Source organism: Streptomyces sp. NPDC029044, assembly GCF_040637495.1.
Lineage (GTDB): Bacteria > Actinomycetota > Actinomycetes > Streptomycetales > Streptomycetaceae > Streptomyces.
Window position 1 is genome coordinate 1 of sequence record NZ_JBEZWN010000114.1, and the last position, 11486, is coordinate 11486.

Genomic DNA, 11486 nt, shown 5'->3' on the forward strand with positions numbered 1-11486 from the left:
CTTGATCTGCGCCAGCAGCGGCGCGTCGTCCAGGTTCAACACCTTCACCTGGATGCCGGTCTCCTGCGTGAACGGCGTGTAGATCGCCTTCTGCAACGCAGCACCATAGGAACCGCCACTGTCACGGACGACCACCGTCTTGCCGCCCTTACCCCCACTGCCGGCGCTGGTCCGGCTGGTACCGGTACCGCATGCGGAGAGGGAGGGAAGAGCGGCTAGGGCGGCCAGGCCGCCTGCTCCGCGCAGGAGCGCTCTACGACCGATCTGGGCATTACTCATGGCAATACTCCTCATCTGGGGACGCGTGGGACCAGCTGTGCGGGGGCTTTACCTCGCATGCGGGGGGGGGATCGTTCAGGGCGGGGAACGCGGACAGAACATCGGCCGCTTGCCTTGCCGATCGCCGTCCGGGGGCGCGTGTTCGCCGTGGATCGAAGTCCCCGACGACCTTGTCGCCGGGGCGATGTCGGCTGGGTGACCGGGTGAGTGGGGGTGGAAACCGGAGCCGGGACAGGGGGTGACCAGCGGAGTGAGGGTGGCCCTCAGCAGAGCCGGAGCATGAGGGCTCTGGTGAGGGATGGAGCAGATCCTGGCCTGCGGGTGAGGGACGGGCCGAGCGGATCATCGGCCGCGGCGACGTTGCTCAGCAGGTGGCGTCGCGTAGACCCGGAAGGCGATCAGGGCCGGGCATCGGCATCACGTCACGGTCACGTAGATCTTGCGCACGGTTTCGATGGTCTTCCAGACGCCGACGTAGCCCGGCTTCATGACGAAGCTGTCGCCGGCCTTGTAGATCACCGGCTCGCCTCCTTCGGGTGTGAGTTCGACGACGCCGGAGAGGATGTGGCAGAACTCGAAGGTCTCGCCCTTGATCGAGCGGATCTCGCCGGGTGTCGCTTCCCAGACGCCGGTGTGGATCGACTCCCCACGGGCGACGTCCTGGGCCCAGGTCTTGAAGGCGGGGTTGCCTGAAATCAGGCGTTCCGGGAGGGGGCCGGACTCTCGCGGCGCGACGGAGGGGTTGGTGTCGATGGCCTTCAGGAGCGACATGTCTTTCCTTTTGGAGCTTGAGAGATGGGTGGCCGCGGCCACGGTCGACGAGATGCTGCCGCGCGGCATCCGACACACGCTCGGGGGCACCCGTTCCCGGTGTGCGGAGGCCGACGAGGCATCGTGGCTGGTGCCGAGGTGGCCGGGTGGTTCGGATGCGGTTGTCGGCACGGGCGCAGTGAGGGTGTGGCCGTTCGGGTGGGGACGGCGAAGGGGGCACGCGCTCGACGCTTGTTCGGCAGTTCATGCCGCAATCGGCGGACGCCCGAGGCAGAAGGAGCGACGGAGAACGGGTTTCTCAGCTCCTTGCTGATGGTGATGGCCGGCAGGGGGCTCAGCCGGCGGTGTAGCCGCCGTCGACGGTCAGGACCGATCCGGTCACGTACGACGACTCCGAGGACGCGAAGAAGAGCACCGCGTCGGCGACCTCTTCAGGGGTTGCGAGGCGTTGGAGCGGGATGGTGCTCTCGCGCTGGCGGCGGTAGGCCTCGGGGTCGTCCCTGCGCTGGAACGCCGCTTCGATGACCGGAGTGACGGTCAGGCCCGGAGCGACGACGTTGACGCGGATGTTGCGCGGGGCCCATTCGATCGCCGCGCCCTTGGCGAGCATGATGAGGCCGCCCTTGGCGGCGGAATACAGGACCTGCCCGGCCATGCCGACCATGCCCAGCCGGGAACTGACGCAGACGAACGATCCCCCTGTCTCGGGCATCAGCGGCGCGAAGTGCTTCATCACCAGGAACGCGCTGAGCAGGTTGCTCTCGAGCACGTTCTTCGCGTCGTCGCAGGCCATCTCGGTGAGCGGACTGGTCGCCTGCAAGCCGTGGTTGAGGACGACGACGTCGACGGTGCCGAAGGACTCGGCGGCCTGCTTGGCCAGGTGCTCGACGAACGCCTCGTCGTTGAGGTCTCCGGGAACGTACAGGTCGTCGGGCTCGGCGCTGTCGAGCCGCTCCCTGCGGCCGGTGAGCAGCAGTCGCGCGCCCTCGCGGCGGAAGTGGGAACTCACGGCTTCCCCGATGCCACTGCTGGCACCGGTCACCAAGGCCGTGACGTTGTTGAGTCTCATGTCAGGCACTCCTTTGCGGGGGGGTCGGCCGGGTGGCGGGCTCGGGTACGAGGGCCCCGTCCCCGGCGCCGGTCAGTTGAGGAATCCGCGGGCGTCGACCGGCCACCGCTCCAGCGACGTGCCCGTGCTGTCGGTGACGATCAGTTCCTCGAAACCGAGGACGACCGGGCACACGTGGTTCGGCACCACGGGGACGACGCTGCCGACGCTGGGGCGGAACTCGCCGTCCGGAAGCGGGAGGAACCCGTGGTACTCGTTGACCTTGGACAGGACCGCCTTCGTGCCGGCGATGCCGCCGTAGCCGATCTCGGGGCTTCCTTCCTTGCTGAGGACCTTGTTGCCCACATCGACGATGACCTGGCCGGGGACCCAGTCACTGACCACGGTGCCGGCGACGAACAGCGCGATCTGGTCCTCCGTGCAGGAGCCCAGCCGGGCGTTGTTCAGGTCGCCGAAGACGTACTCGCCGGGACGGATCTCGGTGATCACGCTGCTGGTGGAGAACTCGAGGGTCGGGGTGGAGCCGGCGCTGACCACCTCTGCGGTGACCCCGACGCCTTCGAGGCTGCGTACCGCGGTGGTGAGCGCGGCTTCCTGGTCCTGCGCGGCGCGCCGGCGGGCGTCCTGGTCGGCGCCGCCGTGACCGGGATAGGTGAAGACGCCCGCCGGCACCAGACCGCGCTTGCGGGCGGCGAGCGCGAGATCGCCCGCATGCTCGGGCGGAGCCCCGGAACGACGGGCGCCGCAGTCGATCTCGATCACGACCTGCAGCCGGTCCGGTTCGTCCCCCATCGCGTCGGCGAGGGCATCGATCGCCGCCACGTTGTCGACACCGACCCGCAGCCGGGCGGACTCGGCGAGCCGGCGGATCCGGGGCTTCTTCGATCCCGCGGCCCAGATCGGGTAGGCGAGGAAGATGTCGTCGAAGCCGGCCGCGGCGAAGACCTCGGCCTCACCGACGTTTCCCGCGGTGATCCCGACAGCGCCGGCCTCGATCTGGCGTCGCCCGATCTCCACGCACTTGTGCGTCTTGACGTGGGGCCTGACCTTGAGGTTGTGCTGGTCGGCGAAGCTCTGTACGCGGTCGATGTTGCCCTGCATGACGTCGACCAGGACGATCGGCGCGGGGGTGTCGATCCGCCCGGCCAGAGCGTCGAGTGCCTGTTGCAGCCGGTTCACGCTGCCCTCCCTTGTGGTTCTGCCTGGAATGATCGAGGGGCGCGGGTGCTGACTCCCTCTGGATGCCGAACGCGTGCGGTCCTCGGTACCGCGCGCTTGCGTACACCGCCGCCGTCGGCCCGGCTCACGCCGCCGTCGGCCCGGCTCACGCCGCCGTGCAGACCATCTGAATCTCGACGGGACTCTTGAGCGGCAGCCCGGCGACACCGATCGCGGTGCGGGCGTGCCGTCCGTTCTCGCCCAGGACCTCGATGAGCAGTTCACTGGCCGCGTTGGCGACCTGCGACTGCTCACCGAAGTCCGGCGTGCTGGCCACGAAGACCAGCATCTGCACGATCCTGACCCGGTCCAGATCGCCCACCGCCTGCACAGCGGCAGCGAGCGCGTTGAGCGCGGCATGGCGTGCGAGCTCCTGCGCGGTCTCCAGCTCGACATCCCGGCCGACGATGCCCTGTCTCAGCAGCCAACCGTCCTTGTACGGCAGTTGACCCGAAATGTAGATGCTGGAATCCACACTCCGGTGGTGCACGTAGTACGGGTTGTCACGCAGCTCGGGCAGGGCCAGGCCCAGGGCCTGGAGCCGCTCGGAAGCCGAGCTGGTGTCCGCTGCCGACGTCACGGACTGGCTCATCGGGCTACCTCCGCGGACGGAGCAGGGCACTTACCCATGCGGTCGGCCACGGGGATCCGCTTCTCAAGAGTCTTGATCATCTGCACTCGGTTCTCCTCGCGAGTAACAGCGGCGACATAACGCCGTATGGTGGCCTATAATCACCACCCTATTGTCGTTTGTCGACCATATGGCCGCCCGTCGAGCACTGTCAATACGTACTTCAACCACGGATGTGGCAGTGCAACATCACGCCCATGCGCGGCACACCCGTCCGGGGCGATCACTGACGGCAGCCGATTCCCAAGTGGCTGCCGCGGATGATCGAGCCGCTCCGGCACGGGGAAGGGTGGCGAGGCAGGGCCCTGGAGACAGGCCCGAGCGCGTAGAAGCAGGTTCCCACCGGGTGGTCCCGGCCTCGTACCGGGTGACCGATCCGCCCTTGTGTTCGCCGAGGTCATCCGGCCGTCAGCGGTCGCGCTTCCAGCGGGGCGCGCGGACCGTGGGCGCGAAAAAGGCCCGGACACCGCACCAGCGATTCGGGGCGGAGTCCGGGCGGGCCGACAAGGATTGCTCGGGCGGTCGGCGCCCATTCGGCAACCGATGATGCGATAAGCGCACCATCCGGGTCAGTGCGTCGTCTCGGCCGTGTCGCAGGTGTGGCACACCACCCTGCGTGCCGGGATACGGCCGTACGTGGCGCCCATGCCGAGCTGGCGGGTGACCTGCGCCTGACGTACGCGGGCGTGGTTCTCGCAGGTGGCCAGGCCGCAGCGCGAGCACACACCGATGCCGGTGGTGTCGCTGCGCGCCTCCTGGAGGCAGTCGTAGCACCTCATGTTCAACTCCGATTTCAGCGGGGGCCAGGCGCGGTGGCCAACCAGACACGAACAAACCCACCCAGGCCACGCACACCTACTCAAGGAGCTTGAAAAGTAGGACTAAGTTTAGACTTTGTCAATACTGAGACCCGTTCGCGGTCGTGTGGCCAGGGTGCGATGTGGTGCGATGGCTCGGCCTGACCACCGGTCAGCGTTCGCTGTTCAGCGAGCCGGCGGCACGAGAATCACCCGCTGAACGTCAGAACGATGCGGACAGCGCCGCCGAAGAAGGCGATCAAGTCCGTGCGATGCCGCAGGTGCGCCAGGTCGTGGACGGCGCTTTCGCCTCGCCCGGACGAGGATGCGCCGCCACCCACTGCCTCAGTCGGGGAAGGACGGACCGGCCCTCGCGACCGCACGCAAGGAGGAACGGGCTCACACTTGCCCTGGCTTGCGTTTCCCCGGGTCTCCTGGCTGAGCTCCCAGCCCCATGGGGAAGTGGGCCGCCAGTTCCTGGCGGAACGCGTCGGTGTCGCCCTCCAGGGCAACCGCTGCCAACCGCTCATGCTCGACGACCAGTTGCTGCGGATCGTCGCTGTAGGTGCGGTGATCGACGCTGAGGTGGAGACGCAGCTTGGTCTCCCAGCCGTTCCAGAGGCTCTGTAGCACGCCGTGCCCGGAGAGATCGTAGAAGAGCCTGTGGAAGCGAAGGTGCGCGTCGATGCTGGCCGGGATGTCGTCCTTCTTCATGGCCCGGCGCAGATCCTCGACTGTTTGCAGCAACTGAGGCCGCTCAGGACCGCGCAGCGCTTCGGCCGAGAGCTCGGCGGCGTACGGCTCGACCCGCAGCCGGACCGAGTCGATCTCGGCGACCTCACGAGCGGTCACCTCTACGACGAACGCCCCGCGGTAGGGGATCTTGACGACGAGCCCTTCCTCCTCCAGCTTGGTCAGCGCCTCGCGCAGCGGGGACCGGCTGATGCCGAGATCCGCCGCGATGTGCGCCTCACGCAGCTGGCCACCAGGAGGTACGGTGCCGTCGAGGATGGCGGCACGCAGCGTGCGGTAGACGCCGTCCGGCGTCGTCATCCGCTGCTCCTGCCACTCGAACTTGTGGTCCACCCCGTCGCCTTCCCTCGATACCTGTCGATCACTTGGTCGTTTGTCGACTATACCGGTCACCCGGCAGGGAGCTCCCTCTATTGACAGCTCGGACGCATTCGGTCGACAATCGACGAACTAGATGGTCGACAATCGACCAAAGCAAGGCTGTTCCACTGAAACACCTGGAGGACCCAGTGGGATTCGACTTCAAGCCCAAGTTCGCGACGTTCGACATGAACGGCACGCTGATCAAGTTCAGCATCAACGACGCGATGCGTGAGGTCCTGGGCGACCGGCTGCCGGCCGAGATTGCCGACGAGTACCTGCGGATCTGCAAGGCATACCGGATCGACGAGTGCACGGGCGCCTACCAGCCGTTCCACCAGATCGTCGCCCGCTCCATGGAACGCGCCTCGCGCAAGGTCGGTCTCGAGTTCCGCGAGGACGAGGCGCGGGCGGTGTACGAGCGCGTCCCCACCTGGGGCCCGTACCCCGGTGTCACCGAGGCGCTGAACCGCCTGGCCGAGGCGGTCCCGCTGGTCATCATCACCAACAGCGACACCGCGCACGCCGTACGCCTCGCCGAGAACCTCAAGGCCCCCTTCGAGGTCATCATCAGCGCCGAGGAGATGGGCGTCTACAAGCCGCGACTCAGCGCGTTCGAGTACATGTTTGACAAGCTCGACGTCACCCCCGACGAGATCGTCCACGTCTCCGCGAGCCCCATGTACGACCACCGACCCGCGGCCATCATGGGCATCAAGAACAAGGTGTACGTCGACCGCGGCTTCGAGCACGACGAGCACTGGCTCGGCTACGAGCGGATCACCGACATCGCCGACCTCCCCGTCCTCTTCGGTCTGCCGCGCCCCTGACGCCTGAGCCTGAGCGGAGAGTTGAGGAAATGATCCACAGCAAGACGGTGGCGGCATGACTCAGCCCCTGCCTCAGACCGTCAAGGGTGACTCGGCATCAGCAAGACTCCAGGCCCTGGGTCTGAAGCTGTCCGTCCTCGCCGGCACCACGTATCTCGTGCCCCACCGGACGGTGGGTTCCAGCATCCACCTCTCCGGCCAACTCCCCTTCAAGGACGGCGAGCTGCTGGGGCAGGGCGTGGTCGGCCGGGACGTCGAGCTGGAGACCGCGCAGGAGCTCGCACGCCATGCCGTACTCAACTGCCTTGCTGCCGCTGTGCAGGCGGTGGGCGATCTGGACCGGGTCAGGATCGTGCAGATGCTGGTCTTCGTGGCCAGCACGCCGGACTTCGGTGAGCAGTCGCAGGTCGCCAACGCGGCCAGTGAACTGCTCATCGAGGTACTGGGCGAGAACGGACGGCACGCCCGCACCGCGATCGGTGTCGTCGGGCTACCCGTCAACACCCCTGTCGAGATCCAGGTCGTCTGCACCGCTGTCTAGCGGAGAGCCACTCATGAGCAGCGCGGCGGTGGCCCGGCTTCGACAGGCACTCGACACCCTCGGCCGGCACGATCGACACCCCGGTGCAGATCCTGCCGGCCGACGCGAGGGGCAGATCCCGCTCCGGCGCCGTGCCACTCCCGAGGAGATCGCCGACGCCGTCCTGCTCCTCGCGTCGTCGGAGTCCTCGTACATCACAGGGGCAACCCGCCCCGTTGACGGCGGCCACACCGCCTTCCAGCAGTGGCCCACGCGGTTCCCAAGACAGATGAAGGACACACACCATGAACGCCCTCGCGGCGCCACCCCGAAACGGAGAGCTCGGCTTCTGGGTGGCCCAACTGGCTGACAAGAAGCCCTCGTTCCCCCGTTTCACCGGCCAGGACTCCGTCGACGTGGCCATTGTCGGCGGCGGCTACACCGGACTGTGGGCGGCGTACTTCGCCAAGAAGCTCGAACCGTCGCTCTCGGTCGCCGTCTTCGAGGCCGAACAGGTCGGCTACGGCGCCTCCGGGCGCAACGGTGGCTGGCTCTCGGCCATGCCGCCGGGCAACCGTGCCACCTTCGCCCGCGTCGGCGGTGGGCTGGAGGCGAGCCGGGCGCTTCAACAGGAATTCATCGCCGGTGTCGACGCGGTCCTGGACATCCTCCGGGCCGAGGGCATCGACGCCGATCAGCACAAGGGTGGCGCACTCGTCGCCGCCCACACTCGGGCAGGGCTGGGCCGCCTTGCCACCAGGCGCGACGCCGAACTGAAGTACGGGCTCACCGACGACGAGGTCCACCTGCTCGACCGGGACGAATTCCAGTCACAGATCGACATCTCCACCGTCCACGGTGGGCTGTTCTACAAGCACTGCGCGCGGATCCACCCCGCGAAACTCGTCTACGGCCTCGCCGACACCCTGACCTCCATGGGGGTGACGATCTACGAGAGCAGCCGCGTGGACAGTGTCGAGGGCAGGACCCTCACCCTGGCCGGCGGACGCGTCACCGCGGCGAAGACGTTCATCTGCACCGAGGGCTATTCGGGAACGCTGCTCGGCCGCCGGAGCCTGATCCCCGTCAATTCCTCGATGATCGTGACCAAGCCCCTGCCGGAGGAGGCCTGGCAGCAGATCGGCTGGGACGGGCCGCAGTGCCTCAACGACTCCGCGCACACGTTCATCTACTCCCAGCGGACGTCGGACGGCCGTATCGCCATGGGGGGCCGTGGTGTTCCCTACCGCTTCGGGTCCGGTACGGGTGGAGCCGGTGCGACCGCCCAGTCCACCATCGACCTGATCTCGCACAAGCTCAGTTCCTTCTTCCCCGGCATTCCCTTCGAGGTGGAACACGCCTGGTCGGGAGTCCTGGGCGTCACACGGGACTGGAACGGCGGCGTGCACTGGGACCCGGTGTCCGGGGTCGGATCGTCCACCGGCTACGCGGGACACGGTGTCACGGCGGCCTATGTCGGCGGCAGGACTCTCGTGGAGCTCGCCTTCGAGAAGGAAACCGAACGGACCACCCTTCCCTGGGTGGGCTACCGGGCGCGGAAGTGGGAACCGGAGCCCTTCCGCTGGCTGGGTGTCCACGCCATGTACCGGCTCTTCGGTATCGCCGACCGGTGGGAAGAGCGCAGGGGGGCCGGCACGACCTCGCTACTGGCCCGATTCGGCAGCCGCCTCGCCGGACTGCACGAGTAGACGAACACGAGCAGACGACAAGGAACCCGCTCTCATGGACGCACAACTCGCCGTCATCGGCCTGGGCAGCATCGGAAGCATGGCCCTGTGGCAGGCCTCCCGGCTGTCCGATTCGGTGGTGGGCTTCGAGGCCGCCACCCCCGCCCACGGCCGCAGCGCCGTGGGCGGGGACACCCGCCTGTTCCGCATGATCTACCTCGGCAGGCCCGAGTACTACCCCATCATCGAACGCTCCCGAGGCCTGTGGGCCGAGCTCGAAGCGGAGACCGGGCAGGAGATCCTCACCCCTACCGGGGGCCTGTCCATCGGCACGGCGAACGGCAGCTTCATCAACAGCCTCCTCGACACGACGCGCAGCAACGGTGCCGAGCACAGCGTCCTCGACCGGGAGGAGTTGGCGGAGCGCTATCCCCAGCACAACCTCCGCCCCGACGACTGCGCCGTCTACGACCCCCGCGCCGGCGTGCTGCGTACCGACCGCGCCGTCAGTGCCGCCGTCGCGGCGGCCCAGGCGAACGGCGCCACCGTCCTTCAGAACACACCCGTGGACAGCATCACCGAGACCGACCACGGCGTGGTCGTCACCTCGGGCGACAGAAGCTGGACGTTCGGGAAGGTCATCGTCGCCTCGGGCGGCTGGTCCCGAAGGCTCATGCCCGATCACCTCAAGGCCGTCACGGAAACCCATCGGATCGTCCTTACCTGGTTCGTCGCCCGGGACGGCAGGCAGTTCTCGCCGGAGAACTTCCCCATCTTCAGCCGGCTGTACGGCGATCGCTCCCTGTACGGCGGGCCGGCCGTCGACGGCGTGACGGTCAAGGCGTCGATAGACGGACCGCTGTCCGGGCGCGCCAGGACGACCCCCGACCCGGGCGCCGTGCCCAGGGAACTCACCCGGGAAGAGACGGAGAAGGTCACCGAGATCGTCACGGAGTTCTTCCCCGGCCTGATCCCCAGCATCGCGCGCTCCGACGCCTTCCCCGACCTCTTCACCGCGGACAGGCATCCCCTCGTCGGCTGGCTGGACGAGAACAGCAGGATCTACTGCGCCACCGGATTCTCCGGGAAGGGCTTCAAGATGGCGACCGGCTACGGCCACATCGCCGCACACGAGGCGCTCGGCAAGCAGACCGTCGACGGCCTGGACTTCGTGCGTCCGGGGCGCTTCAAGACCAGTTAGTGTCCGTGCCTCACGCTCGGGGTCCGGATCAGAAGGCCGGCGCGGCCTGTTCCGTGGCGCAGGGGCCCCCGGGCGGAGGCTCCGGCCTGCGCGATCAGGTCGGCCGGCAACCGGCCGGCGGCCGGGACGTCGTGGTGCTCCACCGTCGGGACGATCACCTGTCCGACCTCGCGACGCTCCGGCACCCGTTCCGCGCGCCACTGGGTGACCAGCGCACGAAGGGTGAGTGCGTGGGAGCGCGGCGACAGGCAGGAGCGGGAGTTCGGCGTCCTTGATCGGCCGGGCCCGCTCGTATCCCGCGACGAAACTGCATGCCTCCCGCCAGGGGCCCCGTGCCGTCCGGCCGAGAAGGTTCGCGAGAGACACAGCCGGATCGAAGATCACAGCGCTGCGCATGCTGTCACCGAAGTCTCCCTTACGCGGACGCGGCAACCCCTGTGAGGCAACCTGCTCAGAACGCCGTGTAGCCTCCGTCCACCGGCAGGACGGCACCGGTGACGTACGACGACTCCGGGCAGGCGAGGAAGAGAACCGCGTCGGCGACCTCTTCGGGTGTCGCGAGCCTGCGGAGTGGGATGGACTCCTCCCTGACCCGCTGGTAGGCAGCCGGGTCGGGGCGTCGTCGGAACGAGGCCTCGATGATCGGCGTCATGGTCAGACCGGGCGCCACGACATTGACGCGGATGTTGCGGGGCGCCCACTCGACGGCAGCACCGCGGGCCAGCGCGATGAGGCCGCCCTTGGCTGCGGAGTACAGGGTCTGGTTCGGCATGCCGACCATGCCGAGGCGAGAGCTGACGCACACCATCGACGCTCCGGACTCCGGGGCCAGCGGCATCAGGTGCTTCATGACCAGGAAGGCGCTCAGCAGGTTGCCGTGGAGCAGGTCACGTGCGTCCTCGGCGGTCGTCTCCGCGAGCGGGGCGGACTTCTGAAGTCCGTGGCAGAGAACGACCACGCCCACCTCCCCGAAGTGATCCTCCGCCCTGGCGGCGAGGTCGGAGACGAAGGCCTCGTCGTTGAGGTCGCCCCCTAGGTAGAGATCGTCCGGACGGCTCTCGGGCAGCTCGGGGCGCCGTCCGGTGAGCAACAGGTTGGCGCCTTCGCGGCGGAAGTGGGAGGCCACCGCCTGACCGATGCCGCTCGATGCGCCGGTGATCACGGCGTTCACCTTGTGCAGTCTCATGATCGTTCCTCTTCAGTCGCGGAGGGTCAGGGCAGTACCTGGCGGCTGCCGGCGACGACCTCCGGGCGGAGCAACTGGGCGAGGGTCGCGGCGGGGAGCAGGCCCTTCTCCAGGACGAGTTCGGCCACGCCCCGGCCGGTGGCCAGGGCCTCCTTGGCGATATCGGTCGCGGCCGTGTAGCCG

12 protein-coding genes and 3 pseudogenes are annotated in these 11486 nt (G+C 68.1%); 5 read left to right on the forward strand and 10 right to left on the reverse strand.

Annotated elements, in window-relative coordinates; all coding sequences use genetic code 11:
• The 8 genes and pseudogenes from AB0E85_RS38755 to AB0E85_RS38790 all read right to left on the reverse strand — a co-directional run.
• Positions 1-279, reverse strand: a pseudogene (locus tag AB0E85_RS38755) (ABC transporter substrate-binding protein); the annotation flags it as partial.
• 67 nt (positions 280-346) lie between these two features.
• Positions 347-477, reverse strand: a pseudogene (locus AB0E85_RS38760) (IS110 family transposase); the annotation flags it as partial.
• 219 nt (positions 478-696) lie between these two features.
• Positions 697-1050, reverse strand: a complete 354-nt coding sequence (locus AB0E85_RS38765) for a cupin domain-containing protein (protein ID WP_361937470.1) — start codon at positions 1048-1050, stop codon at positions 697-699.
• A 334-nt stretch (positions 1051-1384) separates the two neighbouring features.
• Complete coding sequence (locus AB0E85_RS38770) at positions 1385-2119, reverse strand: SDR family NAD(P)-dependent oxidoreductase (RefSeq protein WP_361937471.1); 735 nt, start codon at positions 2117-2119, stop codon at positions 1385-1387.
• A gap of 72 nt (positions 2120-2191) precedes the next feature.
• Positions 2192-3298 carry an alanine racemase gene (locus AB0E85_RS38775; protein ID WP_361937472.1) on the reverse strand — a complete coding sequence of 369 codons (1107 nt, stop codon included), beginning with the start codon at positions 3296-3298 and terminating at the stop codon, positions 2192-2194.
• A gap of 145 nt (positions 3299-3443) precedes the next feature.
• Positions 3444-3929 (reverse strand): RidA family protein, encoded by a 486-nt coding sequence (locus tag AB0E85_RS38780; RefSeq protein ID WP_361937473.1) that lies wholly within the window; start codon positions 3927-3929, stop codon positions 3444-3446.
• Positions 3930-4537: 608 nt separating this feature from the next.
• A complete protein-coding gene (locus AB0E85_RS38785) occupies positions 4538-4747 on the reverse strand; it encodes a DUF2180 family protein (protein WP_361937474.1) in 210 nt (69 codons plus the stop codon).
• Positions 4748-5164: 417 nt separating this feature from the next.
• Entirely contained in the window at positions 5165-5851 is a 687-nt protein-coding gene (locus tag AB0E85_RS38790) for a GntR family transcriptional regulator (RefSeq protein ID WP_361937475.1), read from the reverse strand.
• A 176-nt stretch (positions 5852-6027) separates the two neighbouring features.
• Here AB0E85_RS38790 and AB0E85_RS38795 point away from each other — a divergent pair, with 176 nt between their 5' ends.
• From AB0E85_RS38795 to solA, 5 genes and pseudogenes are all read left to right on the forward strand, one after another.
• The gene (locus AB0E85_RS38795; RefSeq protein WP_361937476.1) at positions 6028-6708 is read left to right on the forward strand and encodes a haloacid dehalogenase type II; all 681 of its coding nucleotides are present in this window, start codon (positions 6028-6030) and stop codon (positions 6706-6708) included.
• Positions 6709-6763: 55 nt separating this feature from the next.
• The gene (locus AB0E85_RS38800) at positions 6764-7249 is read left to right on the forward strand and encodes a RidA family protein (protein ID WP_361937477.1); all 486 of its coding nucleotides are present in this window, start codon (positions 6764-6766) and stop codon (positions 7247-7249) included.
• A gap of 109 nt (positions 7250-7358) precedes the next feature.
• Positions 7359-7487: pseudogene (locus AB0E85_RS38805) on the forward strand (SDR family oxidoreductase); the annotation flags it as partial.
• A gap of 46 nt (positions 7488-7533) precedes the next feature.
• On the forward strand, positions 7534-8937 hold the full coding sequence (locus AB0E85_RS38810; RefSeq protein WP_361937478.1) for an FAD-dependent oxidoreductase: 1404 nt from the start codon (positions 7534-7536) through the stop codon (positions 8935-8937).
• Positions 8938-8971: 34 nt separating this feature from the next.
• On the forward strand, positions 8972-10117 hold the full coding sequence (gene solA, locus AB0E85_RS38815; RefSeq protein ID WP_361937479.1) for an N-methyl-L-tryptophan oxidase: 1146 nt from the start codon (positions 8972-8974) through the stop codon (positions 10115-10117).
• 451 nt (positions 10118-10568) lie between these two features.
• On the opposite strand, the gene AB0E85_RS38820 is transcribed toward solA, so the two are convergent.
• Positions 10569-11303 carry an SDR family NAD(P)-dependent oxidoreductase gene (locus AB0E85_RS38820; protein ID WP_361937480.1) on the reverse strand — a complete coding sequence of 245 codons (735 nt, stop codon included), beginning with the start codon at positions 11301-11303 and terminating at the stop codon, positions 10569-10571.
• A gap of 26 nt (positions 11304-11329) precedes the next feature.
• A partial coding sequence (locus AB0E85_RS38825; protein WP_361937481.1) for an aspartate ammonia-lyase occupies positions 11330-11486 on the reverse strand: 157 nt, incomplete at its 5' end.